Origin of the sequence: Stenotrophomonas sp. SMYL41 (assembly GCF_036319965.1) — a bacterium.
Lineage (GTDB): Bacteria > Pseudomonadota > Gammaproteobacteria > Xanthomonadales > Xanthomonadaceae > Stenotrophomonas > Stenotrophomonas maltophilia_R.
In genome coordinates, this window is the sequence record NZ_JAWIRX010000002.1 from 58479 (window position 1) to 82168 (window position 23690).

Here is a 23690-nt window from a genome sequence, read left to right on the forward strand (position 1 = left end):
CGGCACGTCCACGCATGGCGTGGATCCATCCATTCCAACGGTTACCGCGAGAACTCGCGCAGCATCACCGCGATCGAGGCTACGTTGGCCAGCACGCACAGCCAGAACACCCACTGGAATTCGGCTTTGCGGTGCTTGTGGCGGAACAGCGCCTGGCCCAGCAGCGCGCCGGGCCAACCACCCGCAAAGGCCAGCAGTTGCAGGGTGCGCTCGGGAATGCGCCATCGCTTTCGCTGCGCCGCGCGCTTGTCGTGGCCATACAGCCCGAACGACACCGCGCTGGCCAGCAGGCACCAGCCACCCAGCCACAGCGGCAGCACACCGCTGATCATCAAGGCGGCCAGCGCGCCGAATGCAGCCAGCGCGAGGTTACGCCGCCACGCCACTTACAGCGCGTCGAGGAAGCCGCGCACGGCCGGGCCGAAACGCTCGAAATCGACGAGGAAGGCATCATGGCCCTGCGGCGATTCCAGGCCGATGAAGCGCGCATCGGCACCGCCGGCACGCAGGCCGTCGGCGACCTGTTGCTGCTGCTGCACCGGAAACAGGATGTCGGTGTTGGCACCGATCGCCAGCGCCTTCTCCACCTGGATCTTCGCCAGCCCGGCCAGCACATCGCCGTCGGCGTACTCGGCCAGATCGAACCAGTCCATCGATCGGCTCAGGTACAGGTAGCAGTTCGGATCGAAGAAGCGCACGAAGCGCCGTGCATGGCCTTCCAGGTAGCTTTCCACCTGGAATTCGAGGCCGAACGGATCGTCGTCGGCCTGGTCCGAATCCAGCCGCACGCGGCCGAAGCGGCCATCCCATTCCAGTGCCGAGCGGTAGGTGATCACGCCCAGCTTGCGCGCCATGCGCATGCCGGACTCGGGGTACTCGGCATCGTCGTAGCGACCGCCATTCCAGCGCGGATCAAGGCGGATCGCCTCGCGCTGCAGCGAGCGGATCGCGATCGAGAACGGCAGTGCCTGCGCGCTGCCGGAAATGTTGACGTGGCTGCGCGCGATGCCCGGGTGCAGCATCAGTACCGCCAGCGCGGTCATGCCGCCCATTGAATTGCCGACCACGCAGGCCAGCTGTTCGATGCCCAGTGCACGCACGACTTCAATGGCGGCGCGTGCGCCGTCTTCGATCGACAGTTCGGGAAAGTCCAGGCGGTAGGGTTCGCCGTTGGCAGGATTGAGCGAGGCCGGACCGGTCGAGCCCTTGCAGCTGCCCAGCGAGTTCACGCAGACCACGAACCAGCGGCCGGTATCGATCGGCTTGCCCGGGCCAACCATCGCTTCCCACCAGCCTGGTGCCGGGTTGGCCTCGTTGGCCGCCGCATGCGCGTCCGGCGACAGCCCGGTCACGATCAGGATCGCGTTGCTGGCGTCGGCAGCCAGTGTTCCCCAGGTTTCGTAGGCCACGCGTGCGCCATGCAGTGCGCCACCGCGCTTGAACGGGAATGGCGAGGGCAGGGCGTGGAAGCGGGTGCCGGGCGGGATGAATTCGGTCATGCAGTCATTCTAGCGGGGCCGCATGTGGAGCTGGCGACACGCTGGTTTCCATCGGCGATGCCCCCGGCAGTGCCGTGCGGCGCGTCAAGGGAACCGCAGTTCCACCACGCCTTGATGTGGCAGGCTCACCTTCACCGGAACGCTCTGCAGGTCGTCCTCGCTGCGGTTGGCGCTGCCGCTGCGCGAGATGCGTGCCAGCACTTCCACTTCGCGATGGGCCGACAGCGGTGCGGTGGGCATCGGGCTGTCACCGTCGCCCAGCCCGACCGTGGCCGGGAAACCTGCCAGGGGCAGCTTGCGCGCGGCCACCGGCATCGGCGGTCCACCCACGGCGCGGGCCAGTACGAACACCTGGGTGCTGGCGGGCCACTCGGCGTTCTCCAGCGCAGGCAACTGCACGCGCACCTGCAGCAGCGCCGGTGGCGCCGCAGCGGCGGCATCGGGCGCCTGGCCGGCGGCCTCGCGGGCGATGGCGATCTGTGCCTGCAGCGCCTGCGCAGCACCCGGTTCAAGCCGTGGCAGCAGGCCGCTCCAGACGTCGGCAGCCTCGGCATTCTTTCCGCGTTGGCGCAGGGCGATGCCCAGCAGCCAGCTGGCGCGCTCGGCGTCCGGGGCCAGCGTGCGCGCCTGCTGCAACCAGGCCATTGCGGTGTCATCGAACTGCTTGCCGGCATCGGCCTGCGCGCGTGCCTGTGCGGCTTCCACCAGCACGCCCGGATCATCCGGTGCCAATGCGGCGGCCCTCGCGAAGGCGTCTGCCGCGGCCGAGACATTGCCCAGTTCGGCCTGCGACCGGCCCAGCAGTGCCCAGCCATCAGCCCGCTGCGGGTCGCGCTTCAGTGCGTCCTGCAGGGCCTGCACGCCATCGCGCAGGGTGGCTGCCGATGGCGTCGGTTGTACCTGTGCCGCACGCGGATCACCGACCAGCAGATACAGGCAGGCACCGGCCACGCCCAGCGCGAGCACGCCCACCACGAAACCGCGGCGACCGTGATGGCGCAGTGGCCATAGCACCAGCGCCGCCATCAGCGCGGCCACCAGCCCAGCCAGCATCGGCAGCCAATGACTCACCATCCATCTCCTTCGTCGGCCTTGCTGGCCGGCACGGCGGCGACGGCGCGGCCACGGCGGCGAACGATGCCCAGCACCACCAGTGCGCCGGCGCCGAGCATCAGCAACGGGCCGCCCCACAGCAGCCAGGTACCCGGCTGCAACGGTGGCTGATAGAGCACGAACTCACCGTATCGGGCGACCAGGAACTGCTTGATCTGTGCGTCGTCGTGGCCCTGCTGCATCAGCTGCAGCACCTCGCGGCGCAGGTCCTGCGCGATCTGCGCATTGGAATCGGCCAGCGACTGGTTCTGGCACTGCACGCAGCGCAGCTGCGCGGCCAGGTCGTGGAAGCGGCGCTCCTCGGCGCCGTCGCGGAACTGCAGTGGCTGCGGATCATGCAGCGGCTGCTGCGCCAGCGCGGCCAGCGGCAGCATCAGGAGCAGCAGCGCCAGCAGCCAGCGCATGGGCTCAGGGCGCCGTGTGCAGTGTGTTGCCGGCACTGCCCTGGGCCTTCTCGATCTTCTGCAGCGCCGGGATCAGCTTCTCGTCGACCACGCGCTGGGTCATCGCACCGCTGTACTTCCAGCGCACGATGCCACTGCCATCGACCAGGAAGGTTTCCGGTGCGGCGGTCACGCCCCAGTCGATCGCGGTGCGGCCCTCGACGTCGCTGAGCACCACCATGAATGGGTTGCCCAGCTGTTCCAGCCAGTGCAGCGCGTCGGTCGGGTCGTCCTTCCAGTTGTAGCCGATCACGCGCACGCGCTTGCTCTCGGCGAAACGGGTCAGCACCGGGTGTTCCTCGCGGCAGGCCGCGCACCAGCTGCCCCACACGTTCAGCAGGTAGGGCGCGCCGCGCAGTTCGTCGCTGTTCACGATCATCTCAGGGTCGTGCAGCACCGGCAGCGCGAATGCCGGCGCCGGCTTGTCGATCAGCGCCGACGGCAGTACGTCGCGCTGCGGATCACCCGATTTCATCACCCCGTAGATCATCAGCCCGAGCAGGCCGAAGAAGAACAGCACGCCGATCACGATGGCTACCGGCGGCAGCGGGCGGGCGGGGCGCGGGGTGGGGGACTCGGACATGGGAACTCCTACGGACGACGGAAACGGCGGTCGGCGGCGGTGATGAATCCGCCCAGGGCCATCAACAGCGCGCCCAGCCAGATCCAGCGCACGAATGGCTTGATGTGCACCCGGACCGCCCATGCATTGTTGCCCAGCGGCTCGCCCAATGCCACGTAGACATCACCATCGAAGCGTGCATCGATGCCGGCCTCGGTCATCACCTGGCCGCCGCTGGCGTACTGGCGCTTCTCCGGATGCAGCAGCGCCAGTTCGCGGCCGTTGCGGAACAGGCGCAGGTGCCCACGGTCGGCAATGAAATTCGGCCCTTCGCGATGGTCCACGCCCTCGAAGCGCACTTCGTAGTGGCCGACCACCAGCTGCTGGCCCGGCGCCAGCGCCACCTCACGCTGCACGTTCAGCGCTTCCACCAGCAGCGCGCCGGCCAGGAACACGGAGATGCCGGCGTGGGCGACGATCATGCCGAGCATCTCGGCGGTGAACCGGCCATTGCCGCGCAGGCGCTGCCACACGAAGCGCGCGGTACCCAACCCGACCCAGGCCGCAGCGGCCACGCCGATGCCGGCCTTCCAGCCGTTCTGCGGCGCCTGCCACCAGGCCAGCGCGCCCAGCAGCAGCGCCAGGCCCAGCCACGGTGCCAGCAGCGCGAACGCGCGCGAGGGCTGGTCCCGCTGCCACTTCACCAGCGGGCCGAACGGCAGCAGCAGGATCATCGGCGCCATCAGCAGCAGGAACAGGCTGCCGAAGTAGGGCGGGCCAACCGAAATCTTGCCCAACGCCAGCGCATCGGCCAGCAGCGGGTACAGCGTGCCGAGCAGCACCATCGCGCAGGCGGTGGCCAGCAGCAGGTTGTTGGCCAGCAGCAGGGTCTCGCGCGAGGTGGCGGTGAAGCCACGGCGCGGATCGTCGGCGTCCACGCTCAGCTGGCTGGCACGCAGCGCGTACAGCAGCAGGCTGCCGCCGACCAGCACCGACAGGAACACCAGGATGAACAGGCCGCGCGAGGGATCGGCAGCGAACGAATGCACGCTGGTCAGCACGCCGGAGCGCACCAGGAACGTACCCAGCAGCGACAGCGCGAAGGCGGCGATCGCCAGCAGCAGCGTCCAGCTGCCGAAGGTGCCACGCTTTTCAGTGACGGCCTGCGAATGGATCAGCGCCGCACCGACCAGCCACGGCATGAAGCTGGCGTTTTCCACCGGGTCCCAGAACCACCAGCCGCCCCAGCCCAGCTCGTAATACGCCCACCAGCTGCCCAGCGCGATGCCCAGGGTCAGGAAACTCCAGGCGACGTTGGTCCACGGTCGCGTCCAGCGCAGCCAGCGGGCGTCGACGCGGCCTTCCAGCAATGCGGCCACCGCGAACGCGAATGGCACAGCGAAGCCGACATACCCGATGTAGAGCATCGGTGGGTGGATGATCAGCCCCGGGTCCTGCAGTAGTGGATTGAGGTCGCGACCTTCCAGCGGTGCCGGGTTCAGGCGCAGGAACGGGTTGGAGGTGAAGATCAGGAAGGCGAGGAAGCCGACACTGACCACGCCCATCACCGCCAGCACGCGTGCCTGCACCGGCGCGGGAAGGTGCCGCGAGAACAGCGCCACCGCGCCGGTCCACAGCGCCAGCACCAGCGCCCACATCAGCAGCGAGCCCTCGTGCGCGCCCCAGACCGCCGAGTAGCGGTAGACCATCGGCAGCAGCGAATTGGAGTTCTCGGCCACGTAGCGCACCGAGAAGTCCTGCTGCACGAACGCGGCGGTCAGCACGGCGAATGCGCCGGCAAGCAGCAGCAGCTGCGCGAACGCGGCCGGCCGTGCCACCGCCATCCACGCCGTGTTGTTGCGCTGCGCGCCGACCAGCGGCAGGCCGGCCTGCAGCAGCGAGGCCAGCAACGCGCACAGCAGCAGGATCTGACCCAGTTCGGGCAGCACTCAGCGCACCTCGGGTGCCGTCACCGGCACATCGTGCTTGCGATGCGCGTCGCCCATCTTGTCGGCCACTTCCTTCGGCACGTACTTCTCATCGTGCTTGGCCAGCACCTCGTCGGCGACGAACACGCCGTCCTGCAGGCGGCCACTGGCGACCACCGCCGTGCCTTCGGCGAACATGTCCGGCAGGATCCGTGACGTGGTCACCGCCAGCTGGGCATCGCCGTCGGTCACTTCGAAGCGTGCCTCCAGCGAGCCGACCGCGCGGTTGAAGGAGCCTTTCACCACCATGCCGCCGAGGCGGAAGCGCGACTGCGCATCGACATCGCCGCGCAGGACTTCCGAGGGGGTGTACAGGTAGGCGATGTTGCGCTCCAGCGCCATCGCCACCAGCGCGGTGGCCAGGCCGGAGGCGAGCAGGGCCAGCAGCACCCACACCAGGCGGCGACGCTGTACCGGGGTCATCGCTCGAGCTCCGTCGACAGCGGCGCCGCTGCGTCCTGCCTGCCGGCGCGGGTCTGCTGCCGCTGCTGGCGGGCCAGTGCCAACCGGCGTGCCACGCGCAGGCGCAGCCACGAACCGATGGCATCGGCGCCGAGCACCAGCACGAACACGGCGTAGGCGCCGATCACATAGGGCAGGTGGGTCATGGCTGGGCCTCCCGGGCCGGCCGTTCGGCATCGACGCGGCCGCCGACCCAGGCCTTGCCGGCCTCGCGGTCGAGATTGTCGGCGCGGGCCTTGGCCAGCACCGAACCGGCGAACCAGAACTTGGTGCCGATCACCATCCACCACAGCGGCGCGATCATCGCGCTGCTGATCGCCGATTCACCGAACACGTTGATCGACTGGCGCTGGTGCAGGCCGCCCCACCAGTCCACCGAGTAGCGGATCACCGGCAGCAGGCTGACGCCGACGATGGCCAGCAGGCCGGCTGCGCGCGCGGCGCTGCGGCGGTCCTCGATGGCGTGGTACAGGCCGATCACGCCCAGGTACAGGAACAGCAGCACCAGTTCGCTGGTCATGCGCGGGTCCCAGTCCCACCAGGTGCCCCAGGTGCCCTTGCCCCAGATGCTGCCGGTCAACAGGGTGATCAGGGTGAAGCCGGCGCCCATCGGCGCACAGGCCATTGCCAGGATCTCGCAGACCTTGATCCGCCAGATCAGCGCGATGGCCGCATACAACGCCATCAGCGCGAACACGAACAGGCTCATCCAGGCACTGGGCACGTGGATGTAGAGGATGCGGAAGCTGTCCAGCTGCTTGGCTTCCGGCGGCACCACCAGCAGCGCCTGCCACATGCCGACCAGCAGCACCGGCACCGCCGCGAGGTAGAACACCCGCGACCAGCGGGCAGCGAAACGGTCGAACGTGGGGGGCGAGCCGAGTTGGTGGAACCAGCGGACAATCGGATTCATGCGTGGCGGCTATCCAGCAGGGGTGGATTGGCTCTCAGCTCGGTCAACTCAGAGAAATACGTATTGCAGCGGCGGTGGCCAGCGGCGCCAGCACCAGCGCGACCAGCAGGCCGGCGCCCAGCATCAGCAGCGCACCGACCGGATCCTGCCCGCGCCCGGCTGCCGCCAGGCTGCCCGCGCCGAACACCAGCACCGGCACGTACAGCGGCAACGACAGCAACGCCACGAGAATACCAGAGCGTCGGATGCCTACGGTCAGCGCGGCGACCACGCCACCGATCAGGCTCAGCAACGGCGTTCCCAGCAGCAACGATGCCAGCAACATCGGCAGCTGGTCATGCGGCAGATGCAGCATTTCGGCCAGCAGCGGGCTGACCACGATCAACGGCAGCGCAGTGGTGGCCCAATGCAGCAGCACGCGCACCAGCACCAGCCAGGCCAGCGGCACCGGCGCCAGCAGCCATTGTTCCAGCGAGCCATCCTCGGCATCGGAACGGAACAGCGAATCCAGCGACAGCTGTCCCGCCAGCAGCACGGCCAGCCACAGCACCGCACCGGCGGTGGCGGCCAGCAGCTGTGGTTCGCGGCCCTGGGCCAACGCGAACAGCACCACCACCAGCACCGCGAACAGCAGCGGCTGCAGCGCATCGCCGCGGCGGCGCCAGAGCAGGCGCAGGTCGCGCTTGAGCAGGGCGCCCGCGGTCTGCCACAGGCCCGGTTCGGTACCCGGTGCGATCATGCGGCACCGCCGAGGTCGAGCTGGCGGGTACGCACCGGCGGTGCGGCATAGGCGCCATGGGTGGTGACCAGCGCAGCGCCACCGGCGCGCAGGTGCGCCGAAATCATCCGGTTGACCAGGGTGATGCCCTCCAGGTCGAGGTTGGCGTAGGGTTCGTCCAGCAGCCACAGCGGCGCCGGCGACAGCCAGATGCGCGCCAGTGCCAGCCGCCGTTTCTGTCCGGCCGACAGATGCCGTACCAGGGTGTCTTCGTAGCCGGCCAGGCCGACGATGGCCAGCGCGTTGCCGGGCATCTGCCGCGCACGGCGGCCGTGCAGGCCACACAGGAAATGCAGGTTTTCCAGCGTGCCGAGGTCTGGCTTCAGGGCCGGCAGGTGGCTGAGATAGGCGACATAGCGCGCGCGCTCGGCATTGCTGGCCGGCTTGCCGTCGATCCGTACCTGGCCAGCACCGGGCCGGGCCAGGCCGGCCAGCACGCGCAGCAGGGTGGTCTTGCCGGCGCCATTGCCGCCCTGCACCAGCAGGGCTTCGCCGGCGTCCACATGGAAGTCCAGCGGGCCGAACACCGGCTCGTCATTGCGGGAGAAGCTCAGGCCGCTGGCGGCCAGCAATGCAGGGGTGTTCAAGGGGCAAAGGTCTTCATGCCGGAGTGCAGCGGCAATTGTAGCGGTGAATCCACAGGGTAGTGCCGGCCGCTGCCCGGCAGGTGCGACCCAGCGTCGCAGATCGTCCCGGGTTGCCGGCCGGCGCTACCGAAGCAGGGATTGCGTAAACTCGGGGGTCTGTCTCCCCATATCCCCAGGCCGATGCAACCCACCACCAAGCTGCCCAAGGTCGGTACCACCATCTTCACCGTGATGTCCCAGCTCGCCGCCGAACACGGCGCGGTCAACCTGGGCCAGGGGTTCCCGGATTTCTCGGCGCCGCAGCGCCTGATCGACGAGACCGCCAGGGCGATGGCCGCCGGGCTGAACCAGTACCCGCCGATGACCGGCGTGGCGCCGCTGCGCCAGGCCATCGCACAGAAGGCGCTGGACTGCTACGGCGCGCAGGTCGATGCGGACAGCGAGATCACCGTCACCAGCGGCGGCACCGAGGCCATCTTCAACGCCATCCATGCCGTGGTGCGTGCCGGCGAGGAAGTGATCGTGCTCGACCCGGCCTATGACTGCTACGAACCGGCGATCGACCTGGCCGGTGCCAGGGCCGTGCATGTGTCGCTCGATCCGCAGACGTTCGCGGTCGACTGGGACCGCGTGCGTGCAGCGATCACCCCGCGCACCCGCATGCTGATCGTCAACACCCCGCACAACCCGTCCGGCGCGATGCTGTCGGCGCAGGACATGCAGGCGCTGGCCGAGCTGCTGCGCGGCACGCAGATCTACCTGATCTCCGATGAGGTGTACGAACACATCATCTACGACGGCCGTCGCCATGAATCGGCGCTGCGCTACCCGGAACTGCGCGAGCGTGCGTTCGTCATCTCCAGCTTCGGCAAGACCTACCACTGCACCGGCTGGAAGATCGGTTACGCGATCGCCCCGCCGGCGCTGACCGCCGAGTTCCGCAAGGTGCACCAGTACAACACCTTTACCAGCTTCGGTCCGGCGCAGCATGGCTTCGCCGCGATGATCCGCGACGAGCCCGAACACCACCTGGAGCTGGGCGCGTTCTACCAGGCCAAGCGCGATCGCTTCCGCGAGCAGCTGGCCGGCACCCGCCTGAAAGCACTGCCGGTGCCGGGTGGCTACTTCCAGCTGGTTGACTACTCGGCCATCAGTGACCTGCCGGACCATGAGTTCGTGAAGTGGCTGACCATCGAGAAGGGCGTCACCGCCATTCCGCTGTCGCCGTTCTACGAGAACCCGCCGGCCGGCCAGCGCCTGGTGCGCCTGTGCTTTGCCAAGAACGAAGCGACCATGGACGCGGCGATCGAACGCCTGCGCCTGCTGTGAGCGAAGGTACGGACATGCAGGACCTGCGCATTTCCCTTGTCCAGGGCGACACCCGCTGGCATGACCCGGCGGGCAACCGCGCCTACTACGGTGCGTTGCTGGCACCGCTGGCCGGCACCACCGACCTGGTGATCCTGCCGGAGACCTTCACCAGTGGCTTCTCCAACGACGCCATCACCCAGGCCGAAGGCATGGATGGCCCGACCGTGGCCTGGATGCGTGAACAGGCCCAGGCCTTGAACGCGGCGGTGATCGGCAGCGTGCAGCTGCGCGAGGGCGAGGGCGTCTACAACCGCCTGCTGTTCGCCACGCCCGATGGCGACCTGCAGTACTACGACAAGCGCCACCTGTTCCGCTACGGCGGCGAGCACGAACGCTATGCCGCCGGCCGTGAGCGCCTGAGCGTGGAATGGAAAGGCTGGCGGATCAATCCGCAGGTCTGCTACGACCTGCGTTTCCCGGTGTTCTGCCGCAACCGCTTCAATGTGGAGCGTCCGCAGCAGCTGGATTTCGACCTGCAGATCTTCGTCGCCAACTGGCCGTCGGCGCGCGCCTATGCGTGGAAGACCCTGTTGCGTGCGCGGGCGATCGAGAACCTGTGCTTCGTGGCGGCGGTGAACCGTGTTGGTATCGATGGCAACCAGCTGCATTACGCTGGCGACAGCGCGGTGATCGACTTCCTTGGACAGCCGCAGGTGGAAATCCGCGAACGCGAACAGGTGGTCACCACCACCATCTCGGCCGAGGCGCTGGCCGCGCACCGCGCGCGCTTCCCGGCGATGCTCGATGCCGATGCCTTCCACCTGGACGAACAGGCCTGAGCAATGGCCTGAACGCCGTCGCACCAGCGCGCGCGCCTGCATTCAACGTGCACGCGCGCGCTGCTAGATTCGCCGGCAGTCCGACCGAACTGGAAGTCCTGCCATGAACAAGTCCTTCGCCCTGCTGCTGGCCATGTCCGCTGCAACGCTGGCCCCGGCCGCGCACGCTGCCGGCAACCTTGATTGCCAGCTGCGCTACAACCTGTCCGGCTGGTCACTGATCTACAAGACCGCCTCCGGCAATGGCACGGTCAGCTGCAGCAACGGCACCAGCCTGCCGGTGCGCATCGAAGTGAAGGGCGGCGGCCTGACCGTGGGCAAGTCGAAGATCACCAATGGCCGTGGCAGCTTCACCGGTGCCGTGAGTGTCAACGAACTGCTGGGCACCTACGCCTCGGTCGGCGCGCATGCGGGCGCAGTGAAGTCCAGCAACGCGCAGGTGATGACCAAGGGTGACATCTCGCTGGCCCTGTCCGGCACCGGCAAGGGCTGGGACCTGGGCGTGGACGGCGCCGCCTTCACCATCAGCCGGCGTTGAGCCGCACTGGCCGCTGCAGCCACAGGGCCAGCAGGCCACACACGATGAGGGTCGGTGCCAGCAGTTGCAGTGCACCGACCACCGCCATCGCCACGCCGATCAAGAGGTAGTAGAGCAGTCCGAACAGGGCGCCCGCGCTGCCCAGGCAGTGCGGATATCCGCGCAGGGCCTGGCCCAGCACATTGGGGATGGCCAGGCCAAACCCGGCCACCACCGGTACCATCGCCGCGACCAGTGCCGGTTGATTGCGCAGCAATGCAGCCAACAGCCCGCCGGCCAGCACCAGTCCTGCGGCGAGCCGGATGCGCGTGGCGGAGGCAATGCCTGCGCGCAGCAGGCGACCATTGCCCCATGCGCCCAGCGCCGAACCCAACGCCAGCACCGCGCCGCTGGCGCCGAACCAGGCCAGCGGCCAGTGCAGGCGTTCGAACACGAACGGGCCCAGCGCGTACCAGCTGTACATGGCCACGTTGAACGCCATCACCAACAGCGCTTGTGACCAGATCCAGCGATCACGCAGCAGTTGTCGCAGCAGTGGCAGCAGGGGCGTGTGCGCGACTTCGGCAGGGCGGCTCTCCTGCAGGCCGGATGCGCATCCGAGCATCAGCAGGATGACAATCAGCAGCAGGCCGGCCTGCACGCCGGCATAGCCATGGTTGGCAACCAGCAATGCCCCCAGTGCCAGCCCGATCGCCGGGCTCAGGGCCAACGCCATGCCGATCCACGAGAACGCCTGCGCCAACGCGGGTCCCTTCAGGTGGTCGCGCAGTACGGTCTGGGTGACCACCGAGGCCGTCGCTGCACCCAGCGCGGCCAGTGCCTGGGCCAGCAGGACCTGGCCGAACGTGCTGGCCAGCAGTCCGCCGCAGGCCGCCAGTGCGAACACGGCCAGACCGCAGAGCAGGGCAGGGCGACGGCCGATATGGTCGGCCATCCGCCCCCATAGCAGGACACCGGCGGCGAAACCGAACAGGTACAGGCTCATGGCCTGGCTGGCGGCGCCGGGGGGCAATGCGAAGCGCCCGGCCAGATCGGCCAGGGCAGGGCTGTAAAGGGTCTGCGCAAGCTGGGGGAACATCAGCAGCGCGATGGTGAGCAACAACAGGCGGCGCGACATGCGGGCGCTCCAGGAACAGGGCCGCGCATTGTGGTCGTGTCCGCGATGGCGCACCCTGTCTATCCTGTCATTGAATGGATGAAATCAGACATGGCCTGGTTGCAGCCGGATGCGCACTTCGATGCCGATGCCTGGAGCGCGCCGGTGCTGGGCATCGCGGCCTCACTGGCGGATCACGACTCGGGTTGGCACCAGCATGCACGCGCGCAGTTGCTGTATACCCGGCAAGGTTGTACGCGCCTGACCTACGGTGACCGCATCAGCCTGCTGCCGCCCGCGCGCGCGGCGTGGATTCCGGGTGGGCTGCGCCATCGCGCGCAGATGCGCCAAGCGGTCGACTACCGTTCGTTGTACTTCGAGGCCACCCTGTCGGCCCAGTTGCCACAGCAGCCGGCGATCATCGGCGTGGGTCCGCTGCTGCAGGCATTGCTGGAGCCGATCGCGCAGGCGCCGTTCGACCATGACTGGCGGGCGCCGCGTGCGCACCACCAACTGGCGTTGTGCATGCTGGAGATCGCCGCCGCCCCGGTGGCCCCGATGGACCTGCCGCTGCCACGCGACCCACGCATCGCGCGCTGCCTGCCAGTGGCCGAGCAGTTGCCGCCCGAACTAGGCGAGCTGGCCGCGCGTGCGGGCTTGAGCGTGCGCACCGTTGGCCGGTTGATGCAGCGTGATACCGGCATGGGCTACCAAGCTTGGCGCCAGCAATGGCGACTGATGCGGGCCATGGAGTTGCTGCTGCTGGGCCATCGCGTCGCGCATGTGGCGCAGGACACCGGCTTTTCCGCCGAGAGCCCGTTCATCGCATTCTTCCGCAGCATGACCGGTACCACGCCCGCCGCCTTCCAGCGCCACGCAAAAGGGGACGGAGGGGATTAAGTCGCTTTTGCCGCGCTGTGTGTCGAAGGGGAGAAAGCGACTTAATCCCCTCCGTCCCCTTTTCAAAGAAAAACCCCGGCCGGAGCCGGGGTTTTTCATTTCAGTGGGGCCGGTGATCAGCCACCGCGCGGGCCGCTGCGACGCGGGCCGCCGGGACCGCGGTTGCCGCCGGGGCCGCCCGGGCCACGGTTGCCACCCGGGCCACCGGGACCACGGTTACCGCCCGGGCCACGGTTGTTGCCACCGCCCGGGCCGCGACCGCCCGGACGGGCGCCATGCGCCGGCTTCGGGCTGCCATACGGGTTGAAACCCGGTGTGGCGTGGTCGGACGGGAAGCTCGGGGCATTGCCCGGATGACCGTACGGGTGCTTGTTGCCCTGGCCCTGCGAGCGGTTGCCCGCACCGGCCGGACGACCCTGGCCGCCTGCGCCGCCACGGCCTTCACCGCCGAAACCGCCACGGCCCTGGCCGCCACCGGCGCCCGGGCCCTTCGGCTTGCCGTACGGACGACCCTGGCCGCCTGCACCCGGACCACGGGCACCCGGGCCGCGTGCGCCCGGACCGGCGTTGCGATGGCCGCTCGGGCCGGTGCTCACGCCATCCGGCACGTACCAGGTGCGGAACGCCGCCGGATTGCCTTCCGGCAGCGAACGATCGTTCTTCTGGGTGCGCTGCTTGAACGGCTTCTGCGACTGCTTGGCTGCCGCTTCACCGCTGACCGTCAGGCCGCCCTTGAAGCCGCCACCCTTGCCACCGCGACCACGGCCGCGGTCCTCGCGGACGTTGTCGAAACGACGCAGCTCGCGGCCTTCGTCGGCGGTGTTGTGGCCGTTGACGTAGGCGTTGCCGCGGCCACCTTCGCGCACGCGCACGGTGGTCTTGGCGGCGCGGCGCTGGCCGATCACCGGCTGCAGCGTCAGTGCCGACGGCGCGCCTTCTTCCAGCTTCAGCTGCGCGCGCAGGGCTTCAACCTGTGCGGTGCCCAGTTCCACCGAATGGCCACGGGCCAGTTCGCGCGGCAGGCTCACCTTGCCATAGCGGGTGCGCTTCAGGCGGCTGACCTGGCAGCCCTGCGATTCCCACAGGCGGCGCACTTCGCGGTTGCGGCCTTCCTTCACCACGACGCGGAACCAGTCGTGCGAATCAGTGCCGCCGATGCGTTCGATTTCATCGAACTTGGCCGGGCCGTCTTCCAGCGCGACGCCACGGGTGAGGCGGTCGACGATGGCGTCGGAGACCTTTTCCTCGCCTTCCGGCGCACGCACGCGCACCACGTACTCGCGCTCGACCTCGAACGACGGGTGCATCATGGCGTTGGCCAGCTCGCCGTCGGTGGTGGCCAGCAGCAGGCCGGTGGTGTTGATGTCCAGGCGGCCGATGGCGATCCAGCGCGCGCCCTTCAGCGGCGGCAACGACTCGAACACGGTCGGGCGGCCTTCCGGATCATCGCGGGTGGTCACTTCGCCTTCCGGCTTGTTGTAGACCAGCACGCGCGACGGCTCGGCCAGGGCGGTGGCGACGAAGCCACGGCCATCCAGTTCGATCTTGTCGCCGCTCTTGACCGACATGCCGGTCTGCGCGACTTCACCATTGACCTTGACCAGGCCTTCGGCGATGCGCTGTTCCAGCGCGCGGCGCGAGCCGAGGCCGGCCTGGGCCAGCACCTTGTGCAGGCGCTCTTCCAGCTTGAACTGTTCGGAGGTGGCTTCGCGCTTCAGCGAGAGCTTGTTACGGGGGGTGTCACTCATCAGTTTTGCTCCGGCCGACGGTTTCGAGGTCGGCCTCTGGTTCGGAATCGGCTTGGTCAACAGCCACGGTCGTCATCGCGACGGCGTTGTCTTCGCGTTCGTTCACTGGCACCGCGCGCTCGCCCGGCGCGGAATCGGGGTGCCCATCATCGAGGGGCGAAGGTGCTTGCTCATCGGAGGCCGACGCAGCAACTGCCTCGGCGGAATCGGGGGTGTCACTGCCGGCCAGGCCGGCGTCATCGTTCGCGGCGGCGCCATCGGCGCCGGCCGAGATGTCCGGACCCTCGGCGCCGGCGCCGGCCGGTGCATCACGGTCCAGCGCCAGCTGTGGTTCCAGCTCGCCCAGGTCCTTCAGTTCCGACAGCGGCGGCAGTTCGTCCAGCCGCTTCAGCCCGAAGTAGTCCAGGAAGCCCTTGGTGGTGCCGAACAGTGCCGGCTTGCCGGGCACGTCGCGGTGGCCGACCACGCGGATCCATTCGCGTTCTTCCAGTGCCTGGATGATGTTGCTGCTGACCGCCACGCCGCGCACCTGTTCGATCTCGCCGCGGGTGATCGGTTGCCGATAGGCGATCAGCGCCAGGGTTTCCAGGGTGGCACGGGTATAGCGGGTCTTGCGTTCGGTCCACAGCCGGCTGATCCAGCCATGCACTTCGCCGGTGACCTGGTAGCGGAAGCCGGAGGCGACCTCGACCAGTTCCACGCCGCGGCCTTCGCAGGCCTCGCGCAGGCGTTCCAGCGCACGTTCGATGCTGCCCGGCGGTGCCGGTTCCTCTTCCGGGAACAGGTCCTTCAGCTGGGCCAGGGTGAGTGGCTGGCTGGAAGCCAGCAGGGCACCCTCGACAATGCGGTTGATCAGCGATTGATCCATCGGCAGTCAGCGCTCACTCGTTTGCATTGGCGGCGTCGTCGTTGTCGTCGAACTCGCTGCTGAACTGCAGCGGGGCATTGGTGTTGCCGGCAGCCAGCGACTTCACGTAGATCGGCGCCAGCGGTTCTTCCTGGACGATGTCCAGCAGCTGTTCCTTGGCCAGTTCCAGCACCGCCAGGAACGTGACCAGCACGCCCAGCTTGCCTTCTTCCGCCGTGAACAACCCTTCAAAGCGATAGAACTTGCCGTCTTCCAGGCGTCCCAGCACTTCGCCCATGCGTTGCCGCACGCTCAGTGCCTCACGCTTGATGGCGTGGCCGCTGAACAGCTCGGCGCGCTTGAGCACGTCGTGCAGGGCCAGCAGCATTTCCTTCAGGTCCACCGGCGGCGGCAGCTTCACCGTGGCGCGCTCGGGCATGAAGGCGTGTGCCAGGCTGGTATCGCGGTCCTGGCGGGGCAGGGCGTCGATGTCCTCGGCGGCCTGCTTGAAACGTTCGTACTCCTGCAGCCGGCGCACCAGCTCGGCGCGCGGGTCGGCTTCATCGCCTTCGTCGCTGACCGGGCGCGGCAGCAGCATCCGCGACTTCACCTCGGCCAGGATCGCGGCCATCACCAGGTACTCGGCCGCCAGCTCGAAGCGCAGCTCGCGCATCACGGTGATGTATTCCACGTACTGCCGGGTGATCTCGGCGACGGGAATGTCCAGCACGTCCAGGTTCTGGCGGCGGATCAGGTACAGCAGCAGGTCCAGCGGGCCTTCGAAGGCATCCAGGATGACTTCCAGCGCGTCCGGCGGGATGTACAGGTCCTGCGGAATCTGCAGGACAGGTTGCCCATGCACGACGGCCAGCGGCATTTCCTGCTGCTGGGGGGCGGGCGGCCGGGTTGGCGGGTTCGCGTCGAGCGCGAGTTCGGAAGTCATCTAATGGACATCAGGATTGCAACGGACCAGTCGCGGCACCGGGTTCACCGGGCCAGCGCCACGGAGCCCCAGGGCACCAGACACGCCGGGATCGGCGCGATTCCACACATATCAAACAGCAGGACGCGCCGCAGGAGACGGCAGCGACGGAACTACGGGGAGGTCGTCTACGTGGCCCGGCCGGATGGTCCGGTTTGAAGCAGCGGATCGGTCGTCGGGGGCTGCGTTGGCCGCAAAAACCGACGGGCTGCTGCATCCAGCCACGTGCAATGGAGTCTAGGGTAAGCCTTTGTCGCGCCAGTGTCCAGCCGGGCCGGGACGAGGGCCGCATTGGCTAGAATCTGCGGACCCGACAACGCAAGAGAGGAAATGCCGGTGTGGTATGTGATCGAAGGGTATGACGGCCAGGATGTGCTGGCGCAGAGGCTGCAGGCGCGGCCGGAACACCTGGCGCGGCTGCACGCGCTGCGCGACGAGGGACGCCTGCTGCTGGCCGGGCCGTGCCCGGCGGTGGACAGCGAAGACCCGGGCCCGGCCGGTTTCAGTGGTTCGGTGGTGATCGCGCAGTTCGAGTCGCTGCTGCAGGCCCAGGCCTGGGCCGATGCCGACCCATACGTGGCCGCCGGCGTCTACACCCGCGTGCAGGTGCGCCCGTTCCGCAAGGTCCTGCCGTGAACGCGGAGCGGATCGAACGGATCCGTGACGCACTGCAGCAGGCGCTGGCCCCCAGCGTGCTCGAGATCGAGGATGACAGCCATCGCCATGCCGGCCATGCCGGTGCCCGCGACGGGCGCGGCCATTTCAACGTGCATGTGGTCAGTGAACGCTTCGCCGGCCTGGCTCCACTGGCCCGGCATCGGGCGATCTGTGCCGCGCTGGGGTTGATGATGGACACCGATATCCACGCGTTGTCCATCCGCGCGCACACCCCGTCAGAACAGGGCTGAGCCCTTGTCCCGCACTGTCCGGGTGGGTCCTTCGTGGGCCGTGCTGCGGACAGATTTTCATGTCCATTTCGGGACATTCGCCTAACGGACTGTTTACAAGCCCAGATGGAAACGCTTACATTCCGCGCCAATGCTGGTAGGTCCAAGCCGTGGAGGGCGGCTTCGTGAACAAGGCAGCTATCACAATCAAAGACGTCGCACGCGAAGCCCGGGTCTCCGTGGCCACGGTTTCCCGCGCGCTCAACGGGCATGAAAATGTCGCCGAACCGGTCCGCCAGCTTGTGCTGGAGGTGGCCGCCCGGCTGCGTTACACCCCGCACGCCGCCGCCCGCAGCCTGAGCAGCCGCCGCACCAATACGGTGGGCGTGGTGCTGCCCGACCTGTACGGCGAATTCTTCTCCGAGCTGATGCGCGGCATCGACGGCGTGGCCCGCAACCGCCGCCAGCACCTGCTGGTGTCCAGCTACCACGGCGACCAGGAACAGCAGGGCGCGGCCCTGCGTGCCATGCGCGGCCGCGTCGACGGCCTGCTGGTGCTCTCGCCGTATGCCGAGAGCCCGGGCTTCCTGACCGACAACCTGCCGCAGTCGTTGCCGACGGTGTTGATCAACACCTATCTGCCCGGGCAGGACCACCCGGTGCTGAGCATCGACGACCACGCCGGTGCGATGGCGATGACCCGCCACCTGCTGGACGCTGGCCACCGCCGCATTGCATTCATTTCTGGCCCGGACCTCAACTTCGACGCGCGCGAGCGCCTGCGCGGCTTCCGTGACGCGCTGGTGGCTTTTGGCAGTGGCGCCGAGGGCATCGAGCTGCCCGGTGATTTCGACGAAGCTTCCGGCCATCGCGCCGGTCAGGAGTTGCTGGCAGCCGGAGCGCTGCCCGATGCCGTGTTCGCCGCCAACGACATGATGGCCCTGGGCTGCCTGTATGCGTTCACGCAGGCAGGGGTGCGTGTCCCGGCCGATGTGGCTCTGGCGGGTTTCGATGACATTCCTCTGGCGCGTTTCGTCCACCCGTCGCTGACCACCATGCAGGTCAGCATCGCCGAGCTCGGCGACCGGGCCATGACGCGCCTGCTGCAGTTGATGGACGGCACCTCCACGGATGGGACAGGGGACAAGCAGACCCTGGTTCCCCGCTTGATAGTTCGCGATTCCACCACTCCGCCATCGGGCCGTTGAAGCCAGAGGCGTTCCTTCTTTTCTGATTGATCGCAGGGACCGCGCAAGCGGTTACCGCCACCCGGAGATTGAGTTGATGATGCATACCACCTTCCGCACGCCGGCGCGCCGGCTGCTGAGCACCGCGCTGGTCAGCTGCCTGATGCTGGCTGCTGCTCCGAACGTCATGGCGCAGTCGGCCAATGCCAGCCTTCGCGGCCAGGTCGCCGGCGCGCAGGCAGGCACCGAAGTCACCGCCACCAACGTGGCCACCGGTACCGTCCGTCGCGGCACCATCCGCGCCGACGGCAGTTATTCGCTGATGGGCCTGGATCCGGGCACCTACGACGTGGTCGCCAACGGCCAGACCCAGAAGGTCACCGTCACCGTGGCCTCGACCGCCACCCTGAACTTCGCCGGCGCTGCCAGCAGCACCCCGGGTTCGACCGCGGCCACCAACCTGGACACCGTCAACGTCGTCGCGCCGACCCTGCTGCAGGAAGTGCGCACTTCGGAAGTCGGCAAGACCGTCAGCCTGCAGCAGATCCAGACCACCCCGCAGGTGTCGCGCAACTTCCTGGAGTTCGCCGACGCGGTGCCGGGCCTGATCTTTACCCGCGATGCCAAGGGCAACACTTCGCTGCGCGGCGGTGCCACCAATGCCGACGGCACCAACGTGTACATCGACGGCGTGGGCCAGAAGAGCTACGTCAAGGGCGGCGGCGTAGCCGGCCAGTCCGGCAGCGCCGGCAACCCGTTCCCGCAGCTGGCCATCGGCGAATACAAGGTCATCAGTGGCAACTACAAGGCCGAGTACGGCCAGGTCTCCAGTGCTGCGGTGACCGCTGCGACCAAGTCCGGTACCAATGAATTCAAGGGTGAGGCGTTCTACCGCTACACCGACGAGGACATGCGCGCCAAGACCCCGGCCGAGCGCCAGGGGGGCAAGGACAAGATGGTCTCGGCCGAGAAGGAATACGGTTTCGCCCTGGGCGGCCCGATCATCCAGGACAAGGCCCACTTCTTCGTGACCTACGAAGCGAAGCGCTTCGACCTGCCGGTCACCATCGCGCCGGATGGCGCCGTCACCGGGGCCGCCGGCCTGCTGCCGCCCGCCGGCGCCGCCGGCCTCGGCCCGGCCAGCCAGCCGTTCAAGCAGGACCTGATCTTCGGCAAGATCGACTTCGAGCCGACCGACAACGATCGCATCGAGCTGACCTTCCAGGACCGCGACGAGACCCAGTCGCAGTTCAGCGGCCAGACCTCGCCGGAAGCGGGCCGCGAAGTGGTCAACACTGACCGTCGTTACGCTCTGCGCTGGAACCACAGCGGCGAGCGCTACTACAACGAGTTGATGCTCACCCACGAAGATTCGTTCAACAACCCCAACCCGCTGACGCTGGCCAACGGCATCACCTACACCGCGCCGGATGGTACCGAAGACCGCACCGTGGTGAAGATCGGCGGTGCCTCGGCGCTGGATTCACAGGTGAAGGGCCAGAAGGGCTGGTCGATCGAGGACAACCTGACCCTGGACGGCATCCAGTGGGCCGGCGACCACACCATCAAGATGGGTGTGAAGTACAAGCAGATCGACCTGTACGCTTCCGATGCGGCACAGATCAACCCGACCTTCACCTACACACTGGGCGACCCGGATTTCGGCTCCGACATTCCGTACAAGGCGCAGTTCGTCAAGCCGGTGACCGGCGTGTCGGGTGTTTCCGGGGAAGTGCGTTCGAAGTCCAAGCAGTACGGTGTGTTCATCCAGGACGACTGGCAGGTCAATGACCACCTGCAGATCAACCTCGGCCTGCGCTGGGACTACGAAAAGACCCCGTCCTACCTGGACTTCGTGACCCCGCAGCAGGTGGTCGACGCCATCTATTCGCAGGATCCGCGCGCGCCTGCCGGGCAGACCTACGCCGATTCGCTGGCACTGGGCGGCCTGGACATCAGCGACTACATCAGTAACGGCCACAACCGCAAGGCGTTCAAGGATGCCTGGCAGCCGCGCCTGGGCTTCTCGTATGACATCAATGCCGACGAGCAGCATGTGATCCACGGCGGTGCCGGCCGTTCCTACGACCGCGATCTGTTCGACAACCTGCAGCTTGAAACCACCAAGCTGGCCCTGCCGCAGCCGACCATCTACTTCCGCAACCCGGCCACCGGCACCTGCATCAACGGCCAGGCCGCCTGCTATGACTGGAATCCGAACCTGCTCAATGGCATCGGCAACCTGCAGGCACTGGTCGGTGCGACCAGCAATGCCGGTCTTGAAGTGGATCTGCTGAACAACAAGCTGAAGGCACCGTACTCGGATCAGTTCAGCCTCGGTATGAGCAACCAGATCGGTGACTGGCTGACCGACGCCACCATCGCACGTACCCTGAGCTACGACGGCTTCGCCTTCACCCTGGGCAACCGTTACCCGACCGGCCAGTTCTTCGATGATCCGCGCCTGTGCGGTGGCACCGACCCGGGCCTGAGCCAGGCGTGGAGCTGCAATGTGCCTGGCTTCGGCAGCCTGATCATCGGCCAGCAGGGCATCAAGACCCGTGCCACCCAGATCCTGTTGTCGGCGCAGAAGCCGTTCACCAAGGAAAGCGGCTGGGGCACGTCGATTGCCTATACCTGGACCACCGCCCGCCACAACCGCGATATCAACGAGAAGTACGCGTTTGACCGCGGCCTGATCGGTGACTACCCGACCATCCGCTCCAACGGTGCGCCGCGCCATCGCCTGGTGGTGACCGGTTCGTACGCCGGCTTCTGGGGCATCACCTTCGGCGGCAAGATCACCCTGGCCACCCCGACCGCCGTCAACGACTGGTACCCGGTGATGCAGGCCAGCGGCTACACGCTGCCGACCCCGCAGGCGGCCGTGCCGAATGCCACCGGCAAGTTCCTGGTGGGTGGCAAGATCTTCGGTTACCGCTCGGTCGACCTGCAGGCGACGAAGACGTTCAAGCTGGCGGGCAACACCGAGCTGTACGCCCGCCTGGACATCATCAATGTGTTCAACTTCGACAACTTCTCCACCTACAACTACGTCAAGACCAACGGCAAGCTGCAGGCCAGCTACAACGAGACCGGTGAAATCATCGGCACCCCGCGCCAGGTCAAGGCCGAAGTGGGCTTCCGCTTCTAAGCGGACACCCTGAAGCAGTACCCCGATGCCGCCGGTCCGCCGGCGGCATCGGCAGGATGAACAATGGCAATGGCCGGCCTCGTGCCGGTCCATTGCCCACGCCGCTGCCGGCCAGGGGGCAGCGGCGTGGGCAATGATCGCGGTGTCAGGCCACGTTTTTCGTGGTTTTTTCAGGGCGCAGCTTGTAAACGATTTCAGATCATTGGACGTTATGCTTTCCCATCGATCAGACCACCGGAGAAATCGAGCCATGCAGGCACGCCATCTGTTGTCCGCCGCAGCGTTGAGCCTGGCCGTGGCCGCCTGCCAGCCGGCCCAGCAGGAGCCTGCCAAGCCACGTCCGCCGGTGATCCTGATCGAGGCCGACGCACCGCCGCGACCGATGAAGCCGGAGTTGCCGCCGCTGTTCGATGACATCGAGCGCCGCACCTTCCAGTTCTTCTGGGACACCACCAACGAGATCAACGGGCTGACCCCGGACCGCTACCCGTCGCGGCCGTTCGCCAGCATTGCCTCGGTCGGCTTCGCGCTGACCGCGTACCCGATCGGCATCGAGAACGGCTGGGTCAGCCGCAACCAGGCGATCGACCGCACCCTGACCACGCTGAAGTTCTTCCGCGACGTGCCGATGGGCCCGCAGCGCACCGGCAAGGCCGGCTACAAGGGCTTCTACTACCACTTCCTGGACATGCAGGAAGGCCGTCGCTACGACAGCTGGGTTGAACTGTCCTCGGTGGACACCGCGCTGCTGATGATGGGGGTGCTGTTCGCGCAGTCGTACTACGATGGCGACGATCCGCGCGAGAAGGAAATCCGCCAGATCGCCGATACGCTGTACAAGAAGGTCGACTGGCCGTGGCTGCAGCAGCGTGCGCCGCTGATCTCGATGGGCTGGTTCCCGGAGAGCGGCTTCATCGACCACGACTGGATGGGCTACAACGAGGCGATGATGGTCTACATCCTCGCCCTGGGCTCGCCGACGCACCCGGTCAGCCCGGACGCGTGGACGGTGTGGACGCGCACCTACGACAACGACTGGGGGGTCTACCAGGGCCAGGAATACCTGTCCTTCGGCCCGCTGTTCGGCCACCAGTACAGCCACGTCTGGATCGACTTCCGCGACATCCAGGATGCGTACATGCGCGAGCGTGGCAGCACCTATTTCCTCAACAGCCGCTCGGCCGCCCTGGCCCAGCGCGAATACGCCATCGCCAACCCGATGCAGTGGAAGGACTATGGCGAGAACGTCTGGGGCCTGACCGCCAGCGATGGTCCGCAGAACACCACGCAGGAGTACCGCGGCGAGCAGCGCCAGTTCCGCCACTACTCCTCGCGCGGCGCCGGCCTGCGCGAGAACTTCGATGACGGCACCATCGCCCCGACCGCTGCAATTGCATCGGTGGTGTTCGCCCCCGAGCAGGTGATCCCGGCCACGCTGGAAATGCACAAGCGCTACGGCGACTACATCTATTCCAGCTACGGGTTCCTGGATTCGTTCAACCCCAGCTTCAACTACGACATCCCGATCAAGACCGGTCGCCTGGTGCCGGATCGTGGCTGGGTCGCCAGCGACTACATCGCCATCGACCAGGGGCCGATCCTGACCATGATCGCCAACTACCGCGACGACTTCGTCTGGGAAGTGATGAAGAAGAACCCGTATATCCGCAAGGGCCTGGAGCGGGCCGGGTTCAGCGGTGGCTGGCTGGCGCCGGAAGGCTCGTTCCAGCCGCTGGAACTGCAGAAGGACGAAAAGGCCGCGGCAGCACGCGCGGTGGGTATCGCCGAATCACGCGCGGCTGCCGCGCAGGAACAGAAGAACAATGCCAACCGCACCACAGGCCAGGGCAAGTAAC

General features: G+C 67.5%; 24 protein-coding genes. 9 read left to right on the top strand and 15 right to left on the bottom strand.

Going from position 1 to position 23690, the window contains the following annotated elements:
* Positions 1 to 41 precede the first annotated feature (41 nt).
* The 11 genes from V3B30_RS02670 to ccmA all read right to left on the bottom strand — a co-directional run bounded on the left by V3B30_RS02670 (position 42) and on the right by ccmA (position 8345).
* Positions 42 to 386 carry a DUF1294 domain-containing protein gene (locus V3B30_RS02670; RefSeq protein ID WP_100473380.1) on the bottom strand — a complete coding sequence of 115 codons (345 nt, stop codon included), beginning with the start codon at positions 384 to 386 and terminating at the stop codon, positions 42 to 44.
* Complete coding sequence (locus V3B30_RS02675; protein WP_100473379.1) at positions 387 to 1499, bottom strand: homoserine O-acetyltransferase; 1113 nt, start codon at positions 1497 to 1499, stop codon at positions 387 to 389. It abuts the gene before it with no gap.
* A gap of 84 nt (positions 1500 to 1583) precedes the next feature.
* Entirely contained in the window at positions 1584 to 2573 is a 990-nt protein-coding gene (locus tag V3B30_RS02680) for a cytochrome C biogenesis protein (protein ID WP_100473378.1), read from the bottom strand.
* The gene (locus tag V3B30_RS02685) at positions 2567 to 3016 is read right to left on the bottom strand and encodes a cytochrome c-type biogenesis protein (protein ID WP_262082723.1); all 450 of its coding nucleotides are present in this window, start codon (positions 3014 to 3016) and stop codon (positions 2567 to 2569) included. The genes V3B30_RS02680 and V3B30_RS02685 overlap by 7 nt, the downstream gene beginning before the upstream one ends.
* A 4-nt stretch (positions 3017 to 3020) precedes the next feature.
* Complete coding sequence (locus tag V3B30_RS02690) at positions 3021 to 3638, bottom strand: DsbE family thiol:disulfide interchange protein (protein WP_201116834.1); 618 nt, start codon at positions 3636 to 3638, stop codon at positions 3021 to 3023.
* An 8-nt stretch (positions 3639 to 3646) separates the two neighbouring features.
* Positions 3647 to 5566, bottom strand: a complete 1920-nt coding sequence (locus V3B30_RS02695) for a heme lyase CcmF/NrfE family subunit (RefSeq protein ID WP_262082722.1) — start codon at positions 5564 to 5566, stop codon at positions 3647 to 3649.
* The gene (ccmE, locus tag V3B30_RS02700) at positions 5567 to 6028 is read right to left on the bottom strand and encodes a cytochrome c maturation protein CcmE (RefSeq protein ID WP_100473374.1); all 462 of its coding nucleotides are present in this window, start codon (positions 6026 to 6028) and stop codon (positions 5567 to 5569) included.
* The gene (ccmD, locus tag V3B30_RS02705) at positions 6025 to 6213 is read right to left on the bottom strand and encodes a heme exporter protein CcmD (protein WP_005410342.1); all 189 of its coding nucleotides are present in this window, start codon (positions 6211 to 6213) and stop codon (positions 6025 to 6027) included. Before ccmD ends, ccmE begins: the two co-directional genes overlap by 4 nt.
* Positions 6210 to 6980, bottom strand: coding sequence for a heme ABC transporter permease CcmC (gene ccmC, locus V3B30_RS02710; protein ID WP_087923100.1), 771 nt, complete (start codon positions 6978 to 6980; stop codon positions 6210 to 6212). Before ccmC ends, ccmD begins: the two co-directional genes overlap by 4 nt.
* Before the next feature lie 43 nt (positions 6981 to 7023).
* A complete protein-coding gene (gene ccmB / locus V3B30_RS02715) occupies positions 7024 to 7719 on the bottom strand; it encodes a heme exporter protein CcmB (protein WP_006456616.1) in 696 nt (231 codons plus the stop codon).
* The gene (gene ccmA / locus V3B30_RS02720; RefSeq protein ID WP_014037834.1) at positions 7716 to 8345 is read right to left on the bottom strand and encodes a heme ABC exporter ATP-binding protein CcmA; all 630 of its coding nucleotides are present in this window, start codon (positions 8343 to 8345) and stop codon (positions 7716 to 7718) included. Before ccmA ends, ccmB begins: the two co-directional genes overlap by 4 nt.
* Positions 8346 to 8525: 180 nt before the next feature.
* On the opposite strand from ccmA, the gene V3B30_RS02725 reads away from it, so the two are divergent.
* The 3 genes from V3B30_RS02725 (at position 8526) to V3B30_RS02735 (ending at position 11033) form a co-directional block, all read left to right on the top strand.
* A complete protein-coding gene (locus tag V3B30_RS02725) occupies positions 8526 to 9674 on the top strand; it encodes a pyridoxal phosphate-dependent aminotransferase (RefSeq protein WP_164116333.1) in 1149 nt (382 codons plus the stop codon).
* A gap of 14 nt (positions 9675 to 9688) precedes the next feature.
* Positions 9689 to 10495, top strand: a complete 807-nt coding sequence (locus tag V3B30_RS02730; RefSeq protein ID WP_262082721.1) for an amidohydrolase — start codon at positions 9689 to 9691, stop codon at positions 10493 to 10495.
* 103 nt (positions 10496 to 10598) lie between these two features.
* On the top strand, positions 10599 to 11033 hold the full coding sequence (locus tag V3B30_RS02735) for a hypothetical protein (RefSeq protein ID WP_262082720.1): 435 nt from the start codon (positions 10599 to 10601) through the stop codon (positions 11031 to 11033).
* Here V3B30_RS02735 and V3B30_RS02740 read toward each other — a convergent pair.
* Entirely contained in the window at positions 11020 to 12150 is a 1131-nt protein-coding gene (locus tag V3B30_RS02740) for an MFS transporter (protein WP_262082718.1), read from the bottom strand. The two genes, V3B30_RS02735 and V3B30_RS02740, sit on opposite strands and share 14 nt — an antisense overlap.
* Before the next feature lie 90 nt (positions 12151 to 12240).
* Between V3B30_RS02740 and V3B30_RS02745 the strand changes: the two genes are divergently transcribed.
* On the top strand, positions 12241 to 13029 hold the full coding sequence (locus V3B30_RS02745) for a helix-turn-helix transcriptional regulator (protein ID WP_262082717.1): 789 nt from the start codon (positions 12241 to 12243) through the stop codon (positions 13027 to 13029).
* A gap of 116 nt (positions 13030 to 13145) precedes the next feature.
* Here V3B30_RS02745 and V3B30_RS02750 read toward each other — a convergent pair whose 3' ends face one another.
* From V3B30_RS02750 to V3B30_RS02760, 3 genes are read right to left on the bottom strand one after another with little or no spacing between them, the layout of a single operon-like run.
* Positions 13146 to 14777, bottom strand: a complete 1632-nt coding sequence (locus V3B30_RS02750; protein WP_262082716.1) for a pseudouridine synthase — start codon at positions 14775 to 14777, stop codon at positions 13146 to 13148.
* Positions 14770 to 15645, bottom strand: a complete 876-nt coding sequence (gene scpB, locus V3B30_RS02755; protein WP_100473367.1) for an SMC-Scp complex subunit ScpB — start codon at positions 15643 to 15645, stop codon at positions 14770 to 14772. Before scpB ends, V3B30_RS02750 begins: the two co-directional genes overlap by 8 nt.
* 13 nt (positions 15646 to 15658) lie before the next feature.
* Positions 15659 to 16567, bottom strand: coding sequence for a ScpA family protein (locus V3B30_RS02760; RefSeq protein ID WP_100473366.1), 909 nt, complete (start codon positions 16565 to 16567; stop codon positions 15659 to 15661).
* 375 nt (positions 16568 to 16942) lie between these two features.
* Between V3B30_RS02760 and V3B30_RS02765 the strand changes: the two genes are divergently transcribed.
* The 5 genes from V3B30_RS02765 to V3B30_RS02785 all read left to right on the top strand — a co-directional run bounded on the left by V3B30_RS02765 (position 16943) and on the right by V3B30_RS02785 (position 23689).
* The gene (locus V3B30_RS02765) at positions 16943 to 17242 is read left to right on the top strand and encodes a YciI family protein (RefSeq protein WP_032129789.1); all 300 of its coding nucleotides are present in this window, start codon (positions 16943 to 16945) and stop codon (positions 17240 to 17242) included.
* Complete coding sequence (locus V3B30_RS02770) at positions 17239 to 17514, top strand: BolA family protein (RefSeq protein ID WP_262082715.1); 276 nt, start codon at positions 17239 to 17241, stop codon at positions 17512 to 17514. The genes V3B30_RS02765 and V3B30_RS02770 overlap by 4 nt, the downstream gene beginning before the upstream one ends.
* A 149-nt stretch (positions 17515 to 17663) precedes the next feature.
* A complete protein-coding gene (locus V3B30_RS02775; RefSeq protein WP_042358849.1) occupies positions 17664 to 18701 on the top strand; it encodes a LacI family DNA-binding transcriptional regulator in 1038 nt (345 codons plus the stop codon).
* A gap of 76 nt (positions 18702 to 18777) precedes the next feature.
* Entirely contained in the window at positions 18778 to 21834 is a 3057-nt protein-coding gene (locus tag V3B30_RS02780; protein WP_100473364.1) for a TonB-dependent receptor, read from the top strand.
* Positions 21835 to 22084: 250 nt separating this feature from the next.
* A complete protein-coding gene (locus V3B30_RS02785) occupies positions 22085 to 23689 on the top strand; it encodes a glucoamylase family protein (protein WP_100473363.1) in 1605 nt (534 codons plus the stop codon).
* Position 23690: the final 1 nt, after the last annotated feature.